Source organism: Companilactobacillus halodurans, from assembly GCF_009600985.1.
GTDB classification, from domain to species: domain Bacteria; phylum Bacillota; class Bacilli; order Lactobacillales; family Lactobacillaceae; genus Companilactobacillus; species Companilactobacillus halodurans.
Genome location: NZ_VDFP01000006.1, coordinates 68,804 through 86,517 on the forward strand (window position 1 = coordinate 68,804; position 17,714 = coordinate 86,517).

The following is a 17,714-nucleotide window of genomic DNA, read 5'->3' on the forward strand; positions in this document are numbered from 1 at the left end:
ATTTGATGCGCCTAGTAGGAGTCGAACCTACAACCTTCTGATTCGTAGTCAGACACTCTATCCAATTGCGCTATAGGCGCATAGCACTAATAAATCAACAAAAATAATTATAGCATACACTCTGTATATATGTATATGTTTTAATAAAAAATATTAAATATATTACAAAGATAATTCAATTTGATTCTCATTGTGGTTCTAAACTATAAAAAATATCCTTATTTGCTCAAAGGAAACTGCTTACGAATTACAATGTATTAAATTATACCGTATCTTTATTACTGTAACAACATCAAAAGACATATTAACTTATTTTATAGAAATAGTAACTCACCATATTTATTGGAAAAATAATTTCTTTGTTACTAAATAACTATCTTTGTTCTTCAAAATGAAGTTGTTGAGAATATTTATTTGAATTTTTGGACGTAAAAAAACCTCCATTATTCAGGACTTACCTGCCACAAAAGTGGGAATGGAGGGATTGACTTCTACAAATGAAACTCTATCATGCATTCTGTTTTTTATCAAATTTTTCATATACATTTTTTGATTTTATGGCCGTATATTATATATATTTTACATTAGTTGTATTTAAAAAGTTTTCTTTCTATCCTGTATAATAATATTATTCTTCGTTTCATCACTAATCATCACTAATAACTATAGCAACTTTAAAATAAACAGAGTTGATCCAAGCTTTTATTTGGAAAAACTAAACTATTAAATAAAAAATATTTAATTTATAAAATAATACTGATAATAATCAAATGATTACTGCACAAAAATCCATATGGTGAAAGACCAAAACTATATGGTAACTAAATAATATGTTTTAATAAAAGTTTGTGAAATTAAAGGTAATAAAAAAGACTGCCATATCATTGATATAACAGTCTTTTTATATGTTCAGAAATTAAAATGAACAATCATGAATTTATCAAAGCGGAGAGTAAGGGTCTCCACAAGAAATGCCCAACGGCTTACTGCAACAACTAGTATAGCGTACTTTTATTCTCGTGACAACACCAATGACAACAAAAGGCTATTTTTTGTTTGTTTCTTCCTATTATATTGTGTTTTTCATTTTTCTAAGTGAAATATCTTAATTTCATTCATTCTAACATTTAGACTTCAATCAATCCATTATCATCTTTAACAAATAGATAATAAGTAGTTCCAAAATAAAAAAAGCTCTCACCCAATATTGAGTGAGAGCTAATTGTTCTGAATCTTGATTATTATTTACTTTATGCATTAGTGTATACATTAATTCTATCTAGCCTTTAAAACCAGATCCAGAAGTGTACTCGAACGGAATGTATTCATCCGTAGCTATTCTAGCCATCGGAATGCCGTTAATAATCTTGAATCCATCAATTTTAAAAGATTTGGTAGTGCTGACAGACGCATTCTGTACACGCTTTCCTTTCTTATTGAAGACCGGTGCCGGTGAATCATCAATATATTTAACGATAATAAAATCCTTAAAAGTCGTCTTTGAAAGAGGAACAAAAATATCAGTAGCGATTTGGTAATGTGGTTCACTATTGATCATGACAATATCTGAACTCTTCCAAGTTGATCCCACATTATACGTTTCAGGTCGTTCAATACCTAATCTATCCACTGGACGTGTTTGTTCAGTTAATTTGATAACATTTTCTACTTTAGGCTTTTGGGGTTCAACTTTAGGTTGCGTGGTTGCTTCAGTTTTAGCTGGCTGCTTATCAAAGATGCCCCAGTCATAACTCATGTCTTGAGAGCCACCGCCCCAGCTTGATGTGTACTGCCAAGCGACAATGTTACCTCTTGCTCCACAATCGCTTGATCCATAGCTAGCTACCCAAGTCGGGTACTTATTAGCATCAAGAATACCTTGGTTGAACCAACTAGCCATACTATATTGGAATACATTTGTATAGCCTTGTGTTTCAAGGTAATTAATGAAAGTATCAACATAACTAGCAACTTTTGAAGTATTTAATGATGGATCCTCAACATCTACGCAAAGTGGAGTATCTTTTCCATATCCTAAATTAGTAACCGATTGTTCAAAGAATTTTGCTTCATTGATTGCATCAGTAACACTAATCGCTAGAAAATAATGGTAAAATCCAACATTCATACCAGACTTGATAGCATTTCTTGTTTGATTTAATGCTTTAGGGTTTAGATAATTTGAACCATTAGCACTACCTTGAGTTGTTTTGATCAAAACACTTTGAACACCGGCACTAATAAAATTCTGAAAAAATGCTAAATCGTCTCTTTGATAACTTGATATATCAGCAAAATATTTAGTCATGTTAGTTCCTCCTCAGATTAGTAGAATTTGAATATGTTGGTGTTTGTACTTCTGTGGGAGTATTACTATCCGTATTACCTTTTGATGTGTCGGTAATCAAACCAAGAGAACCACCAATTAATAAAATGGTATTAACTATTCCCATAATTTGATTGATTTGTTCAGATGTAATTTCCCAACCAAACAAATGACCAATTTGCTGGCCAAATACTAAAATTAAAGAAATTAACGATACCCACCACGCCTTTGAATGAATATCTAATGTTAACTTATTTTTCATAGTTATCTTTTTCCTTTCTATTAAATAATGTTTTGATTTCTTCATTATCTCGAGTCAATTTCAATTCATGCTCTTCTAGCTTTTTATCAAGTTTTTCGAAATGATCTTTAAATTCTCTATGTTCTTCTTTTGAAGAGTTTTTAAAGTCTTGAACCGTATTTGCTAAATTATTAATCGAATCTTGAAGGGGCCTAGTTATGAAATGATTGACTAGCCAAATAAACCACCCACCAAATCCAGTTATTAAAAGGAATATACTTCCAAGTTCTGAAAGTGAGTAGCCCAGGAATGCATGTGGTGGCATAGTTCGCCTTCTTTCTTTTATATCAAAAAAAGAGCAGCCATTAGGCTGCTCCCTTCTTATAATCTTCACCAGTGATTTCCTTGTATTGATCAGCATCAATATTTCCTATCCCAACAAAATCAGCTACATCTTTATTTCGATATCCACCAATTGAATACATAAATTTAATAAAATCAAACATTATTTAGTACCTCCGTCATCTGTATTTGAACTTGACTGTGCAGTAGCTAACAAAGGAGCAACTAATTTCCCAAATTGTGCTAATCCTGCAACAGCGTTATCTGCTTTTTTATCCGCACCTTGTGCTGCTGCCAAAGCAGTGCCTACATTTTTTCCTAATAATGCATCAGCCTGTGTTTTTTCTTCATCTGGTGTCATACCGGTTGAAATATGAACTAAAGTATTATCTGTTTCTCTGACCGTCCAAAGTTCTTTATTCTCAATAGAAAAGGCTGGATCACTTTCAATTAGTAACCAGCCTTTAATTTTGGATTGAGTTTCCGCAGCAGAATCATTCGTATTATTGATACCAATAATATTTCTATTAGTATCTAGTTTAATTGATATTTTCATTTTTACCTCCTCTAGTTTTTGTAAGGCGTTATTTTTGTGACCAAAAATGTGTAATTAACCTTTCCATATGAAGAATCGTTTAAATTATTAAAACTGCTTTGTGACGTTTTAACAGCAATATTAACGGTAATCGCATTTTTTAATATTTTTATAGTATTAGCTGAATATCCCAAAAATTGAAGATACCCAGGAGTTTGATAAATAGGATTTTTAACTGCTAAAACTGTTGGTGTTAATTTATCAAATCCATTAAACTCAAAATTTTCTATTAATTTTGCTTTAGGTACTTTAATACTAGTTGGCACTCCAATATCTGTAAGATTATAAGAAACTTCTTTTCTATCCTTATCTACAATATTTGTATGAAGTAAAGGATCAAATGTTATTTCTAACCCATCCATAACATTATCAAAGAATTCATTGGCTCCACTTAATGCAATTTCGCCACTTGCAGATCCACTAAACAAATTAACCGATGGAGGCAATTGAGCTATCGGATCTTGAATCGAATAGTTATTAATATAATCCAATACAAAAGTATAGAAGGCTCCATTAGTTTTAACGGTACCAGTATCATCTTTAGTACCAGCGTCTAAATCATGTCCTTCCGTTGGCAAAACAGTCAGTGTTTTATCTTGATTAAAAGTAAATGAAATTGTTGGTGAAACATGGTCTACTATATTATCTAATCCTTCCCCAACACCATTCAAAGTTATGGTCACCTTCTTAGCAGTAGGAAGCTTATCTCTACTGATAGAGAAAGGTATAGGACTGGTCGTTGTATAGTAATCATTCTTTTTAACATTTTTAGGGTCGAAATTTAATGGAACTATATCAGCATCAGCCTTGACACCATCAGTAACTTTAATTCGTTGCATGTGACCCCAAAATTGTAATCCATCACCGACCTGGTTCAGATTCAATCCGACATCATTCATGAAAGTAATATTAGTTGCTTCAGTAGTTGAAGTGGTACCTGACCATTCTAATCTACGACTTGTTATTGAGCCATCATCTAATGAACCAGGAATAATATTAACTCCGTCTGAAGTATCTGTACCATCATCAGGGGTTATATCTCCACCTGAAAAACTAGAACCACCAGCAACGATATCTCTTAAATCTAAAAGATTATCATCCCCAGTGGGTTTTACGGTTTTAGCATTACCATCTTTATCTTTAACCTTTGCACCCATAACAGCCTGTGCAACAAGACCGGCGACTTCGGTTAATTTATTTGTTGCCATTTATATCCCTCCTCTTAATTAGTTGAAGCTGCAGCATCAGAATCGAGTGCAGCAGTCATAGTTTCGATTTTTTTCAAAATGTCTGGATCCTCAATCTTATCCGAGGTATCAATTTTATCGATTTGTTTTTGAATAACACTTTGAGCAGAGTCTGCTGCTAGAAAGGCATTGGTTCCATCAATTTTGCTATCTTTTGGATCAAGTGGTGCAGTCGAATATTCACCTTGAGCATTTTTATATTTGATACCAATTGGCATCTTAGTTACCAATACTGCAACTTTCTCTAAATCATTATTTGCCGCCATTTGAATCATCTCCACTATCAGAATCTAATGCTTTACTCATAGCATCAATTTTTTCTTCAATTTTAGGATCTAAAATCACATCATTCATATTCAAAACAATATCCCCCGTATTAATCCCAAGTTGAACATCTGAATAGAGTCCATCATGAGTTACTATATTTGAACCTTTGATTTGCTCAGTTAATCCATCCATTCGAGTCTGAGCATCATCAACAGATTTATTCAAAGTAACAATTTTCTCCTTGTTCTCTGCTACATAGCCGTCAATTTTATCGTTGCCGGTTTTTAAATTTTCATCTAACTCATCAGAAATTTCTTGCATCTTTTGACGAACCGATGCCAAATTATCCGCAATGATTGCAGCATATGAATTAAGAAGGTAATTTAATTGATGATCGGCTGAAAGTTGCATTTCTTTGATATGGAACAAAGCTCTTTGATATTCAGACACATAAAAAGCCATTGCCCGTGGATAAGCCACATCGTTAGCAATGACATTTAGTGAGAAATCTAAAGTCGTGTAAATCTTAGTTCTGTCTGGAGATTCAATTACAAAGTGACAATTCTTATAATATCCAGGTGTTTGAGCCACTTCAGCCGGTGGTGACCAAATGATTTGACCAAGTTTAGCTTGAACACGATTGAATCCCTCATCATCATATATTTCAGCTCCAGCATGGTCATTACCTTCAAATCGAATCAAACAATTTGTCATGTCCACAGGGCCGTTTTTAGTCAAAAATAGTATTGGTGATTTAAGCATCCCTGATTGGCCTTGACGGATACTGATTTCTTGAAAGATTCGTTTATTGGTTAGTGTATCAACCACACCTTGAGGCAGATTATGAATATGTTCATCGTCTGTATCTTCGTGTGGAAGATAGAATGTCTTAGAACCATCTAGGTAGAAAATCATTGGTTGTTCTAGTGGAATGTCAGTTTTTAGAGTACTGTATTGACTTCCAACAGGAATATGTAATTCAGGGATATTGGCTTCCTGATTAGTTGGATCCGTATTAGCTGTATCTGCCATCTAATCTTTCTCCTTTTCTAAATTTTGTTTAAGTGAATCAATCTTATCCTCGATATTTGCATCTTGAATTTCATCGTTAATATCTACTTGTTTATCTCCTGTGTATGAAGGTGGAAATACACTATTAAGACTGCTGCTATCTGGCTTGTATTCAACAGCATTGTTCAGGTTGTTGATTTGTTGTTGAAGATACTTCAATTTCCCATCTACTTCAGACTTAGAATAATATCTTTCATCGATTAATTTAGAAATTGACTGAGTTAATTCAGATAATTGTTCATCAGTTAATTGTTTGAAAAATTTAATAATTGAATTTTCGTTATCGGATTGAATTGCCTGATTCTTTAGCAATAAATTAATTGCCTTTTCGACTGTCTCAATGTTGTAGCTGTTTGAATGAAACATCGAAGGCCCTACTAATTCTTGAGTTAGTCGGTCTAAATGAACTTGATTGCCGTCAAATCCGGTAATGTTTTGTAGATTTGGAAATTTCAATACTTGCTTCAAATCAATCAATTTGTAATGCTTTACTACTGTTCTACCAGCTTGATCATTACCAATAACTTCAGTAATTTGATTATTAGCCTGATCGATGTAAGTAGTGCCAGTCTTAGATGTTGGCGTTATTTGATTGTTAGGCAGTCTACCATACTCAATCAATTGGACATCCTGATGTAAGTCTGGAGAATAAAATTGACTTGTTCCATCATATCCTTGCATTAACTCCCCTCCTGACTTTCTAATTTTCTTATTTTTGCTGATAATTTTTGAACTTCTTTAGTAAGAAGCTTATTATTTCTGTTTGATAATCGTATCTTGTCCGACATGTCATAATTGATATTGGTTCTGGACACTGTTGAATTATCCAGAGTCAATGTCATAGGTGAATCGTTTGTTAAAGGATTACCGCTCACACCATTCAAAGTAATCATTGTTTGAATTCCTAAAGGCTCTGCATTCAAATAGCTTGTGTCACCTAATTTCAACGTATCATCTTGAAAACTCACGTTGATTGTTAGTTCAACAATTGGCTCCGTCTGCATAACTGAATCAGCATATTTTTTCATCGCAGCTGCATCTTTAATTTGGTCATTAGTAATATCTTCACCGATTATCAAACCGTGTTTAGCACTAGATTTAGCGTTGTAGTAAAAAAACGGCTCGAAGTAGTATTTAACTTCGTCTGTTTCTGTCTTAGCTGTGTCATCCGTTGCAGTTTCTACTGCAGTCGGTTCAACATCAGTATCACCATCGAAATTGATATCATCGGCACATACCCATTCATTTGTAGCAACCTGGTACCAAGTTTTCCCACCGTATCCATCTGATACAGTTCCATTGATTTTCCACTGTGTACCATTGTCCAAAACTCTACCAGTAATCTCATGTTGTCCGGAATATGGGGAATCATATATCTTAGCTGAGGTTGGTGCTGTGGTAGTTTCATCATCCCCACTGCCAGTTGTTATGTCAGCGGCTTTGATAGTACCTTGCCCCCAAGTTTGCTCAACAACATGGCTTTCTGGTTTGATATCGTCAGACTTATTAAAAGGCATATATTTCGAATTGATCCATGCATTAATTCCAACCCGATACCAAATTACGCCATCAATAGAAACCTGTTCATCAACTGCCCATTTAGAGCCGTTTGGCAGTTTTTGACCTGTTAAAGAGCTATTTCCAACTGGTGAACTATAAACGGGAGCACCGCCATCTTCCATCGTTGAGATAGTCCCTCTGGTGTTACCGGTTGAGGTAGCTGCTGAAGTACCTCCACCACCGCTAGTAGTACCCGTGGAATCAGATGAGGCACCACCATCAGCGGTAGTGTTATGTTCATCATCAACCGTAGCACCGTAAAGCATGGCACCATTAACAATTGAAGTAGAATCAACAGATAATTCGATGTCATTCGTGTTATGCGACCAAATATATTGTTTATTATTAATATTCTTATAACTATTGCTATCAAAAATCATGACTGTTTTACCGTCCGGATACCACTTGGCACCATAAGAATCGACAGCCTTCTGAACTGCATCAAGTCCGGAACAATTACCCCAATCGGTGATATCAACATTGTTGAAGTTACCATTGATTTGATAGGTAAAACCGTTTGTATTGTACTGACTACCAAAGATAAAACTCAGCATTGAATCAATAGAATAGCTTTGACTTCCCTTATTGACCTTGAATTGTCTGAAATTCTGAATATTGAAGATCTCATGTGTGGCAGTGACATCTTTAGTAACAAGGTCATCAATGTATTTAGGTACACTCTGCTTGATTTGATAGCGTTGGCCATCAAATACGATATACGTATCATTTTCCAACATATCGAAAGACACGCCGTCATGATCATTAAGATAGGCAGTGAAAGACACTTGAAAACTAGAACTCACTTGCCAATCGACTTGAAAAGAATCTTCATTTAGACACGTCAACCATTCTTCTTTCTGGCCATCAAATGATTGAATGTAAATTTTGTGTCCGTTAAAAGCCATTAGAAATAAATGAAGTAAAACTCAAAAGAGATATCTGAATTTGATAGGCCAGAAATTTCAAACTCGTTATCGCCTTTTGCAAGTGAAATTGTTCCATGATTGCTGTTAATCCCATCGGGTTGGCCATTAATATATGGATTAACACCATTAAGAATCAATTCATCATTTGTACTTAAAACTCGATTATAGGTAAATACTTCTCCTGTAGTCTTATTGGTAAGGGTTGGCGAACCAACGCCTGTAATGTGAATTTTTAGTACGTGATCTTGCCCTAATGGGTCAATTATCACAGAACTAGGATTATAAATAGAAAACTTCTTTTCTTTGGACTCGAAGGAAATATCTTTATTAGGTATTCCCATGCCAAATGAAAAGAAGTTTTTATTTTTAAATATTTCTAGTGACGTTCCAACACTCTCACGCATTCCAGTGTAATTATTAAATGTAATAATCAAGCTGGCTTGATGTTCATTGAAATACGTTGGAGCAAATACTTTAGTTTTAACCCGATATTTGAAAGTCGGTTCGTTTCCGAATACAATCCAAAAGCCACTGCGAGTCATAAAGAAATTATGCAATTCAGAATATAACATTCTGAATTCTGTTTCATTTTCTCCATCTACCATCCAGGTAGAATTGATATCTCTACTATCAAAATTAGATGATGTTAAATGTTGACCATCTCTAGTATTAATTTTCTGGAAGTTATCAATAGGATTTGCTTGAGCAACATCCCAATCATAGCAATGAACCCCAAACAAATCTTGAACGTCATAATATGATTTCCAATTGACACCGTCACTACTAATGGCCACTTCAATTGGATCTTCAGGTAAAGATGATAGACTATCTCGCCCATGGCTGAATCCGTATGCATGTGGCTTTGGATTAGTCAATTCATCCTTAAATACTTGATTTGTCATTATTGTCTCATCACTCTCTGATAAGCATAAATATCAGTGTCACGTCTGTTTTGTCGATTTAAGTTGCTTGAAGTTCTTGCAATATTGACTTCTGGTTGGAAGTCCTTTCCATTGATTGAACCAAGCAAATTGATAACACTATCCAGCTTTCTACCAATGTCTGAAGAAATATTACTTGTTATGTTTGATGACATTCTAAATTCTGGATGGAAGTCTGCCATTCTACCAATCAAATCGCCAAGAAGTGGAATGGCGGAAGGTTTAGATGGATTAATAGCAAACTCATCACCATCTTCACCGATAATGGCACTTGTAGCATTAAATACATGACCACCGTTGGCCATTAATCTTGGACCACTAGGTCCTGAAGCTTGCCCACGCCATTCGCCATATTTTCCGTTATATCCCATACCCATATCGCTGCGCCAAGTTGCATCATTAAATAACGCAATCAATTGATCAAAGGCACTGTGAATATTGGTATGTCCTGGCATTGCATAATGCATAAATGTTGGCTCAATATATTGCAAAATACCAGTAGATGGGTGTCCGGCCTTGGCATTACTATCCCAATTATTTGTGATATTAGGATCACCACCGGACTCATTAGCAATAATTCTTTCAATCATATCGACATTAAAATCAGTAATTGATTGATGCATATAAGCAGCAGCAGCTTTAATCATTGGACCATATGCAGTGGCTGGCATTTTACCAGAAACTGTGACTGATTGAAGTTGTTTCTTAAAACTTTCAGCCAAGCTCTTAACCCTATCGGCGACAGCTTTAACAATTCCATGACCAGTAGCAGGTCCCATTTTGCTTGAAAATTCTTCTTTAGCAAATTTACCATTTGTGACTGATTCGAATGCCTTAGATAAATTCCCAACAGGGTCTTTAATAAAGTCCTTAGCAAATTTAATACCTTTTTCGATATCTCCACCAATTTCTTTCATCTTAGAAGATACCCAAGAGCCTACGCCACTAGCCGCATCAGATATTCCGCTTTTGGCCATATCAAAGAAGTTAGATAAACTATCTCCAATACCATTTTCGTAGTGAGGAATTAAACCAGTTTCGACATATGGTCTTGCTGCTTGAGCAGGTAAAACTGATGAACCTTGTGGCAATGGCAATACAACATTTCTTTGTTGAGGCGAGAACATATGTCCATTTGGTAATTTAACAATTTCACGATAAACACTTGAGTGAGCATCATTAATCTTTGCTAATCCACCTCTATGGTAATTAGATCCAGTTTCAAGAGTCTTGATTTTTCCTAAGCTCTTTCCACCGAACATCTTGATAACACCGTTGATAGCTCCAATACCTGAATTAACGATTCCAATGATTCCATTCCAGGCATTTTTAGCAATATCCTTTAATCCATCAAAAATATTTTTGAATGTGTCAGATATTCCTTTCCAGACTGAGTGCCAAGCTGATTTGAAGTTAGAACTAAAGTCAGACCACCATGATTTCATACCACTTGAAAAATTGCTATACCATTTAGATAATCCACTAAACTTTTTGCTAAAGTAAGAACCTACGCCAGACCAAATTGAGTTCCAAGATTTTGAAAATCCAGAGCTAAATCCTGACCACCAGTCGTTCATGCCAGAACTCCAAGAACCTGCATTCTTTTGAGCTTCATTGAATTTCTCTTTTAAATCCTTAGCCCATTTAGACTTTTTGACTGACTTAGACATGTTAGACATCTGTTTGCCAACATCATCTGATGATTTCTGAATAGACTTAGACATGTCTGACATAGTATTAGACATATCCTTGGAGAATTTCTTCATATCTATAGCTTTAGAAATTTTCTTCCAAGATTTTTGCCAGTTTTTAGCTATTGGATTAAAGATTTTACCGAGCCATTTTGTTAACCCATTCCAATCTTTCTTAATTGATTTAACCAATGAAGAAATCGATTTTTTAATTGGCTTAACAAGTGGTTTAGTTATCTTTACACCAATACCGACAGGAAAAGCTAACGCATAAAGCGCTAACTTGCCAAAGCCTTTCATTCCTTTAACGATGCCTTTAGAGATGCCACCGCCAATTTTTCCAGCTTTTTTATTAAAGGATTTGAAGCCCTTTTGAACATTCTTTATTGCATTAGATGCCCACTTTCGGAAATCTTTACCGACTTTGGTATCCTTTAAAATAAAGGCACCAATACCTAAAAACGGGTTGGCCAAAGTAAGAAGTATTTCTTTTTTATGCTTACCCATCCAAGTAGCGATACCCTTTGTCCAATTAACAACAGCATCGCCAGCTTTTCTTGAATAATAGCCAGCCTTCTGGATAATTCCCTTTGGTGGTTTTGCACCACGGCCTTTTTTATTCCATCCGTCAGTGAAGTTTTTAGCAGCTTTACCACCGAGCTTTCCAAGCATACGACCTAATGTAGCACCGATAGCTTCACCAGCTGGACCACCAAGCATGAAACCTATTCCACCACCGATTGCTCCACCGGCAGCTTTACCAAATCCTTCAAATTTTTTCTCTGGATTCTTGGCTTTTAATGCACCGACTACATCCATAGTAGCAACACCAGCAACAGCGGCAGTCGTTACCCCTGTACCAATCTTTGCGCCTTTTGTCATATTACCGGCACTAACTTTTGAGAATTTACCGCCTTGAGTCACTTTACCTAATAAATCTTTTAGTCCTAATAACTGTTTCTTTGTTGCTGCAATTCCTTCAGTACCGAATCTGAATACTTTCTTTTCATTTTTACCTGAACCAACAACTTTTGTAAGAAGTCCGCCACCTTTTGACTGCATACCTGCCAATTTTAGTAGTGGATCAAATGCACCCTTGGCCATCTTGAATGTTTTCATTGCTACCAGATAACCGGCAATAGCCTTGATGACCGTTTTGTGTTTTGCAATACCCTTCAAGGCATCAGCAACTGCATGTAATGGATCACTTGCATCTTTTGAGCTGTCTTTCATCAGTCCCAAACTACTACCAATAGTGGTAATGATGGAGCCGACATCTTTCCAGATAGCATTGAGAAATACTTTTAGGATTTCATTTAGACTACCGCCAACTGTCTTCAAGTCTTTAGCATGGGCAGTTATGTATCCAAAAAATACTTTGAATCCTTTATTGACCGAATCAATACCTCTATTTAAATTGGCAGCAAAGTCCTTTTGTCCACCTGTACCACCTGAGAGAGCACTCATAGCATCAGACATCCCATTAGAGATAGTTTTACCTAAGTCGCTAAATTTGTCCTTAGTGCGTTTATCTGCTACCCAATCAGATACAGTCTTGTAAATTGGGTTTTGAGCATTGAGAAATGGTTCAGTGAACGCTGATAACAAAACAGGAACTTGACTTTGGATAGTACGTTTCATTCCGGCTATTGTGGCACCAAAATTCTTAGTAGCCTTGCCGTACTTGGTTGCAGTATCTTCCAATACCTTATCCATGGTATCTGATGAAACCTTACCGGCTGAGATCATGTCGTTCAGCTGTTTCATCGTTAGATTCTTGTTACCAGTCATCTTCTGCTCGGTCTTGAGCAGTTCAATTCTCAACTTAGGAAAGACATTGACGAACGACATCATATCTTGAGCGGATACTTTCCCATTGGCAACCATTTGTCCCCACTGAGTTCCGAAGTTCTCAACTTCATCATCAGTTTTACCGAATGCATCCTGTAGTGTTAATACTGAAGTTGTTAATTTCTTAGTAGTTTCAGCACTATCATTGACTGAATAGAACTTTTGATTTAACTGGTCAACCATATGAGTAGAGTTATTAGCAGCTATAGCCATCTTGTTGGTCATATCTACCATTTTTTGACCATCTTTGGCGCTACCGGTTAAAGTCTTCCAAGTGGCATTCATGGTTTGCTGTGCATTGGCGTATTCCATAGCTGCTGAAGTTGCTGACTTCAAACCGCCAGCAATGGACATAAGTCCCGTGGTCATTATAGATCCAACAAAACTACCTGCCAGAATTGATTTAAATTGGCTTGTTTTCTCTTTAGCCTTATCAATATGATTGCTGAAGTTAACTAGTGCACTATTACCACCATTAACATCAGCATCGACTTTGGTATTAAGATGCTTAGGAATCTTCTCAGTTTCACGAAGGAAATCCTCAATATCGTGCGTATCAGCTATCGCATCGAGCTTTGTACGGGCTTCTTTAGGTACCTTTTGATAGTACTGCTCAAAAGTAGTAAATCCTTCACGCTCAGCAATTGCCCTTAATTTGGATTGTTGGGTACGTGGCAGACTATTCAAGTCGTTCTTAAATGCCTGGAATCCACCTTTTTCAACGTTAGCTTTTAATTGAGTGTACTTATCTTGGGGAACAGTCTTCATGTAACCTTCAAACGTATCAAAACCGTTCTTTTCAGCCATCGCCTTTAGAGTTGTTCGAACATCTTTAGGCAATCCTTGAAGTTTTTGTCCAAACGAAGTAATGCCTTGGTCTTCAGGAGTGGCGCCAAGTTTTACTTTCTTATCCTTGATACCGTCAATAGCCTCTTTGACCTTGTTAGCTATTGAGGTTAATTGATCAGTACCTTTGAAATTAATAATCTTATTAACAACTATGTCATACATCTATTCTCGCCCCCTTTGCATAACCAATTCGTAGAATGCCTTTGCGTCCATCTGCTTTCTTTCGGAATCGTCGGATTCTTTACCAAACTTCTCCGCATAATCTTTAATCTGACTCAATACCGTATCTATTTGCTGACTTTGACCTTGAATATCGTCAATTAGACCAACTGGCCGAACCATTGAATTGGATACACGCTGATTAGTTAAATTGTCGTATTGAGCTAGTAAAGCACCTCTACATAGGTCATCAAATTCATTAGGAGTGAGCTTCCAAAAATCATCAATGTTGGTAATTCCGATTATTCTTCTAGCCCTGGTAATTTGCTCATCTAAGTCAAACTCATTTACTTCTTCATGACTTTCATTCTGTTCTCTGCGTTCTTCATCTGTTCTTCTGCTTGATTGATTTGAATTTGAGTCGTTTCTTCGTCTTCTGGCTTGAGTGAGTCGATTTCTAAGGTCGCCTTCATACTGTCGATCACATGATTCCCGTATTTCTTGTAGGCTTCTACCTTTGATTTTAAAAAACCTGATGTGGCAAGGCCCTTAAGGATTTCATCCGTTGTTTTACGAATATCGTCAAAAGCACCTTCATTGTCCAATTGATCAACAATTGCATCTTCTCCAAGGTCACCACCAGCCGCTGCTTTAAAGAAGTCAATGATTGTATCAGGATCATCAATAAAGAGTCCATCTAGAAAATCATAAAAATTAGTAGTTCGCTTATCTTTATCAGCACCAGCAATATTCTTGTAAAGTCTGTAATTATACGATGGTTCGACATCTTTATTTTTGATTTTTAGAGTTAGCATTTTTAAATCTCCTAAAATGAATTTGATTCCAACCACCACCACTCAAGAAAGTGAGAATGCTTTTAAGTTAGCTAGTCAGCTGAGACATTTGCCCCGTCACTTGTGGCGTCTGCTTTCACGTCTGCTGGCTTGTCTGGAGCCTTTTCAACTGTAAAGCCTGGAACGTCTACCTTTTCTGATTCAAGTCCGGTTGTTGCATCCTTGAAAGAAATTTTATAATCACCATCTGCAACAGTTGTGCCACCGGTTAGGCCAGTGATTACAGTAGATAAATCACCTTTAGTTCCTTCAACAACTTTTTTGCCAGTCTTGTCGTAAATAATTTCTATTTGATTAGTTCTGTCTGCCATATTTGAATACTTCCTTTAATTATTTTTTAGCTAGATGAAACATCTGCACCTGTCCCGGTTGCCTCAGATTGAACATTTTGCGGTTCTTCTGGAGCTTTTTCACTGCCAGTATCATCGTCAACAGGCTTGTAAGCTGGTCCCATCACATCTTCACCGGTAGTTGTGTCTTGAACCTCAATAGTGTCATCGTCAACAGTGTTATCAACGAAGTCACCATTATCATCAACACCCAAATCAGTACCATGTGAGAAGTTATAGAACTTGGCTAGGTCATCCAAAATACCATCATCAAGATCTTCTTCATCAAGCTCGAATGCATTTTCATCTGAATTGATTGCACGTTCCATACCATTGACTTCGAATTGGAGATTGGATGTCATTGTTCCACCCAATGCTTCTGTGTTAGGAAGGTTGGGAACAAAACTTTGTGAGAATTGTGCTTGAATCTTACGATGCGGCTTAGTACCGTGCATTGTGTTTAGATCCATTCTCCATAGACCAATTAATTCACCCTTTTCCCAGGCTGCATATAAGTCCCAATACAAATCTTTCTTGTTCTTTTCCGGAGCAGAAAAGATTACATCTACAGTACGTTGTTGGTTGATTGAGCCGACACCTTTAATATTGGCCCTCTTAGTTGCTGTAGATTGTAATGTACGTGTATTAGTTCCTGATGTGGCACCCTGGAGTCCTAAAATATGAATCTTATTTGTTAGTGGTTCGTGCTTGATACGTTTGTAAAGATAAATAATGTTATCGGCATCACGGCCACGAACTTCAGCTTTAAACTTGTTGGATACTGCTGTATCTACCATTTCAATTCCTCTTTTCTAATAATTTACATAAAAAAAGACACCCATTTTATAAATGAATGTCTAAATAATTAATTTTTCTGTAATGTGATAATCAAATGTAATTGTTACATGTCTCAGCGATTTAGAAGTTGAATTATCAATTGTTTCTGATGATTGATTAAACGCATAAGATTGGCAATTGTAATTGGACAATCTCAAATACTTGAGATACTCACGGATACTAAATAATGTATCCATCATCAAGCCATGATCGTTATCAACATCATCAAAGTAGTCAACATAAAGCGTATATGTAGAACGCTGTTCATTCTTAGCACGCTCTGCATCAATATTTTGACCACTTGAAACAATAATTTGAGGATATTCATTACTGTCAACTGCATCTAAATCTAATATATGTATATCCGTAATAATCTCTAACGTTCTGATTGCTGATTGCAACATGTCATGTTGTGGTGAAATCAATTAATCACCTACTTTATCGATTTTTTAATAATCTCATCTGAGTACTTATCTACATCTAAATTCATCCCTGAATCATGCATAACGTGATGGGCAGGGTAATTTTTATTCTTCAAACCATATTCGAAGGCCTGGATATACTCATATCCTTCTTTAGATTCAGCATTAGCATAGATATCCGACTTCATACCGTCTTTGCTTGGATGCTTGACCACTGACTTCCACAAATTACCATGTCCTACATAGCCAGATTTTGAATGATATTGGCGCTCTTTGATTAACTTTTGAGCACCGTCAACTTCATCATTAGCAATCCTATCAACGGCCTTAGGCACATTGACTTTGAGTCGCGCTTTATCTTTAAGTACCATCTCTGCCAAATCAGAATTGCCAGATTGTTTTAGTGATCTAGCCATAGCAATTAGTGGATCGCTAAAATTATCCTTAGCTTGAACTCTGACTACCGGTACATGCTCATTATTCCAAGCCATTAGCTTTTCACCTCGGTATCACCACAATAAATGTCAGTTTTAAAATGATGTTTTCTAATTTGTGCAATTTGTAAAACATGTGAATTATTTTCTTGATAATCCTCAATAAAAGCTATCTTATCAGCGTTATAAATACCTTCTAATCTGATTACATATGAATGGTTGTATTGCCTTCCAATAGCATTATTTTGAGACTGTGAGCCATTCAATTCAGTAACTCTTGCACCTCTTACAATTTGTTCATTATAAACTACTCGATGATCTAGGATATCGGTATTCCTTTTATTTGATTTAGTCAATAAAACTACATCTCTTATAATCAATCGAACGTCACTATCCTCCCACGGTTATCACTACCCTTTAGATTGTCTAAATATCTGTTTAATTGAGGATAGAACTGTTCAATATCATTGCTGTTATAAGAATAAGATAGACCTTCTTCACTAGAAGATTTCGTACCTTCTGAACCAGCTTTAGTGAACTTAGCCTCGGCCATTTGAGTAATGATACCTTTCAAAACGTCTGGCAGAGTATCTCGTCCAATATACAATTCAACTTCTTGCATAGCTTGATTGATATATATTTTAAAGATATCGTCCATTTCATCATTCTTGATATGCTTTAAAGTTTTGAAATCTTTAAGGATTGAATCTTCAATTTTAACTTCATCAGCCATTAAATCACCCCCTACTCAGCTGAAATAATGGCACCATCT

The 17,714-nt window shown here is 35.9% G+C and carries 20 protein-coding genes and 1 tRNA gene; all 21 read right to left on the minus strand.

Translation table 11 applies throughout. The annotated features are described in order from the left end of the window. Nucleotides 1–6 precede the first annotated feature (6 nt). The 21 genes from FHL06_RS04385 to FHL06_RS04485 all read right to left on the minus strand — a co-directional run bounded on the left by FHL06_RS04385 (nucleotide 7) and on the right by FHL06_RS04485 (nucleotide 17,675). A tRNA-Arg gene (locus FHL06_RS04385) sits at nucleotides 7–80 on the minus strand. 1,199 nt (nucleotides 81–1,279) lie between these two features. Then, nucleotides 1,280–2,308 carry a GH25 family lysozyme gene (locus FHL06_RS04390; RefSeq protein WP_153385025.1) on the minus strand — a complete coding sequence of 343 codons (1,029 nt, stop codon included), beginning with the start codon at nucleotides 2,306–2,308 and terminating at the stop codon, nucleotides 1,280–1,282. Between the two features lies 1 nt (nucleotide 2,309). Continuing rightward, nucleotides 2,310–2,588: a phage holin gene (locus FHL06_RS04395; protein ID WP_162000143.1), complete on the minus strand. Its 279-nt coding sequence runs from the start codon at nucleotides 2,586–2,588 to the stop codon at nucleotides 2,310–2,312. Then, nucleotides 2,578–2,892 (minus strand): hypothetical protein, encoded by a 315-nt coding sequence (locus FHL06_RS04400; RefSeq protein ID WP_162000144.1) that lies wholly within the window; start codon nucleotides 2,890–2,892, stop codon nucleotides 2,578–2,580. Before FHL06_RS04400 ends, FHL06_RS04395 begins: the two co-directional genes overlap by 11 nt. Nucleotides 2,893–2,932: 40 nt before the next feature. Continuing rightward, nucleotides 2,933–3,073: an XkdX family protein gene (locus FHL06_RS04405; protein ID WP_153385028.1), complete on the minus strand. Its 141-nt coding sequence runs from the start codon at nucleotides 3,071–3,073 to the stop codon at nucleotides 2,933–2,935. Beyond that, nucleotides 3,073–3,465 (minus strand): hypothetical protein, encoded by a 393-nt coding sequence (locus FHL06_RS04410; RefSeq protein WP_153385029.1) that lies wholly within the window; start codon nucleotides 3,463–3,465, stop codon nucleotides 3,073–3,075. Before FHL06_RS04410 ends, FHL06_RS04405 begins: the two co-directional genes overlap by 1 nt. Nucleotides 3,466–3,476: 11 nt before the next feature. Further along, nucleotides 3,477–4,712 carry a hypothetical protein gene (locus tag FHL06_RS04415; protein WP_153385030.1) on the minus strand — a complete coding sequence of 412 codons (1,236 nt, stop codon included), beginning with the start codon at nucleotides 4,710–4,712 and terminating at the stop codon, nucleotides 3,477–3,479. Between the two features lie 14 nt (nucleotides 4,713–4,726). Beyond that, on the minus strand, nucleotides 4,727–5,017 hold the full coding sequence (locus FHL06_RS04420; protein ID WP_153385031.1) for a hypothetical protein: 291 nt from the start codon (nucleotides 5,015–5,017) through the stop codon (nucleotides 4,727–4,729). Then, on the minus strand, nucleotides 5,004–6,050 hold the full coding sequence (locus FHL06_RS04425; protein WP_153385032.1) for a BppU family phage baseplate upper protein: 1,047 nt from the start codon (nucleotides 6,048–6,050) through the stop codon (nucleotides 5,004–5,006). The genes FHL06_RS04420 and FHL06_RS04425 overlap by 14 nt, the downstream gene beginning before the upstream one ends. Next, a complete protein-coding gene (locus FHL06_RS04430) occupies nucleotides 6,051–6,770 on the minus strand; it encodes a hypothetical protein (protein ID WP_153385033.1) in 720 nt (239 codons plus the stop codon). Beyond that, nucleotides 6,770–8,554, minus strand: coding sequence for a prophage endopeptidase tail family protein (locus FHL06_RS04435; protein WP_153385034.1), 1,785 nt, complete (start codon nucleotides 8,552–8,554; stop codon nucleotides 6,770–6,772). The genes FHL06_RS04430 and FHL06_RS04435 overlap by 1 nt, the downstream gene beginning before the upstream one ends. Further along, the gene (locus tag FHL06_RS04440) at nucleotides 8,554–9,477 is read right to left on the minus strand and encodes a phage tail domain-containing protein (protein ID WP_153385035.1); all 924 of its coding nucleotides are present in this window, start codon (nucleotides 9,475–9,477) and stop codon (nucleotides 8,554–8,556) included. The genes FHL06_RS04435 and FHL06_RS04440 overlap by 1 nt, the downstream gene beginning before the upstream one ends. Further along, nucleotides 9,477–14,069, minus strand: a complete 4,593-nt coding sequence (locus FHL06_RS04445; RefSeq protein ID WP_153385036.1) for a tape measure protein — start codon at nucleotides 14,067–14,069, stop codon at nucleotides 9,477–9,479. The genes FHL06_RS04440 and FHL06_RS04445 overlap by 1 nt, the downstream gene beginning before the upstream one ends. After that, nucleotides 14,070–14,249, minus strand: a complete 180-nt coding sequence (locus FHL06_RS04450; RefSeq protein WP_153385037.1) for a hypothetical protein — start codon at nucleotides 14,247–14,249, stop codon at nucleotides 14,070–14,072. A gap of 164 nt (nucleotides 14,250–14,413) precedes the next feature. Then, the gene (locus FHL06_RS04455) at nucleotides 14,414–14,881 is read right to left on the minus strand and encodes a hypothetical protein (protein WP_153385038.1); all 468 of its coding nucleotides are present in this window, start codon (nucleotides 14,879–14,881) and stop codon (nucleotides 14,414–14,416) included. A gap of 71 nt (nucleotides 14,882–14,952) precedes the next feature. After that, complete coding sequence (locus FHL06_RS04460) at nucleotides 14,953–15,231, minus strand: hypothetical protein (RefSeq protein WP_153385039.1); 279 nt, start codon at nucleotides 15,229–15,231, stop codon at nucleotides 14,953–14,955. Nucleotides 15,232–15,257: 26 nt separating this feature from the next. Further along, nucleotides 15,258–16,046 carry a hypothetical protein gene (locus FHL06_RS04465; RefSeq protein ID WP_153385040.1) on the minus strand — a complete coding sequence of 263 codons (789 nt, stop codon included), beginning with the start codon at nucleotides 16,044–16,046 and terminating at the stop codon, nucleotides 15,258–15,260. A 60-nt stretch (nucleotides 16,047–16,106) separates the two neighbouring features. Further along, nucleotides 16,107–16,511, minus strand: coding sequence for a hypothetical protein (locus FHL06_RS04470; RefSeq protein ID WP_153385041.1), 405 nt, complete (start codon nucleotides 16,509–16,511; stop codon nucleotides 16,107–16,109). Nucleotides 16,512–16,519: 8 nt separating this feature from the next. Further along, nucleotides 16,520–16,999: a hypothetical protein gene (locus FHL06_RS04475; RefSeq protein WP_153385042.1), complete on the minus strand. Its 480-nt coding sequence runs from the start codon at nucleotides 16,997–16,999 to the stop codon at nucleotides 16,520–16,522. Beyond that, a complete protein-coding gene (locus tag FHL06_RS04480) occupies nucleotides 16,999–17,322 on the minus strand; it encodes a hypothetical protein (protein ID WP_153521769.1) in 324 nt (107 codons plus the stop codon). The genes FHL06_RS04475 and FHL06_RS04480 overlap by 1 nt, the downstream gene beginning before the upstream one ends. Then, a complete protein-coding gene (locus FHL06_RS04485) occupies nucleotides 17,319–17,675 on the minus strand; it encodes a phage head-tail connector protein (protein ID WP_153385044.1) in 357 nt (118 codons plus the stop codon). Before FHL06_RS04485 ends, FHL06_RS04480 begins: the two co-directional genes overlap by 4 nt. Between the last annotated feature and the right edge of the window lie 39 nt (nucleotides 17,676–17,714).

Bases quoted from the DNA above. Each gene is read 5' to 3' on its own strand.
- FHL06_RS04395 (WP_162000143.1), bottom strand. From the start codon at position 2,588: ATGAAAAATAAGTTAACATTAGATATTCATTCAAAGGCGTGGTGGGTA.
- FHL06_RS04485 (WP_153385044.1), bottom strand. From the start codon at position 17,675: ATGGCTGATGAAGTTAAAATTGAAGATTCAATCCTTAAAGATTTCAAA.
- FHL06_RS04400 (WP_162000144.1), bottom strand. From the start codon at position 2,892: ATGCCACCACATGCATTCCTGGGCTACTCACTTTCAGAACTTGGAAGT.
- FHL06_RS04420 (WP_153385031.1), bottom strand. From the start codon at position 5,017: ATGGCGGCAAATAATGATTTAGAGAAAGTTGCAGTATTGGTAACTAAG.
- FHL06_RS04440 (WP_153385035.1), bottom strand. From the start codon at position 9,477: ATGACAAATCAAGTATTTAAGGATGAATTGACTAATCCAAAGCCACAT.
- FHL06_RS04425 (WP_153385032.1), bottom strand. From the start codon at position 6,050: ATGGCAGATACAGCTAATACGGATCCAACTAATCAGGAAGCCAATATC.
- FHL06_RS04390 (WP_153385025.1), bottom strand. From the start codon at position 2,308: ATGACTAAATATTTTGCTGATATATCAAGTTATCAAAGAGACGATTTA.
- FHL06_RS04410 (WP_153385029.1), bottom strand. From the start codon at position 3,465: ATGAAAATATCAATTAAACTAGATACTAATAGAAATATTATTGGTATC.
- FHL06_RS04430 (WP_153385033.1), bottom strand. From the start codon at position 6,770: ATGCAAGGATATGATGGAACAAGTCAATTTTATTCTCCAGACTTACAT.
- FHL06_RS04405 (WP_153385028.1), bottom strand. From the start codon at position 3,073: ATGTTTGATTTTATTAAATTTATGTATTCAATTGGTGGATATCGAAAT.
- FHL06_RS04415 (WP_153385030.1), bottom strand. From the start codon at position 4,712: ATGGCAACAAATAAATTAACCGAAGTCGCCGGTCTTGTTGCACAGGCT.
- FHL06_RS04445 (WP_153385036.1), bottom strand. From the start codon at position 14,069: ATGTATGACATAGTTGTTAATAAGATTATTAATTTCAAAGGTACTGAT.
- FHL06_RS04455 (WP_153385038.1), bottom strand. From the start codon at position 14,881: ATGCTAACTCTAAAAATCAAAAATAAAGATGTCGAACCATCGTATAAT.
- FHL06_RS04475 (WP_153385042.1), bottom strand. From the start codon at position 16,999: ATGGCTTGGAATAATGAGCATGTACCGGTAGTCAGAGTTCAAGCTAAG.
- FHL06_RS04460 (WP_153385039.1), bottom strand. From the start codon at position 15,231: ATGGCAGACAGAACTAATCAAATAGAAATTATTTACGACAAGACTGGC.
- FHL06_RS04450 (WP_153385037.1), bottom strand. From the start codon at position 14,249: ATGGTTCGGCCAGTTGGTCTAATTGACGATATTCAAGGTCAAAGTCAG.
- FHL06_RS04435 (WP_153385034.1), bottom strand. From the start codon at position 8,554: ATGGCTTTTAACGGACACAAAATTTACATTCAATCATTTGATGGCCAG.
- FHL06_RS04465 (WP_153385040.1), bottom strand. From the start codon at position 16,046: ATGGTAGATACAGCAGTATCCAACAAGTTTAAAGCTGAAGTTCGTGGC.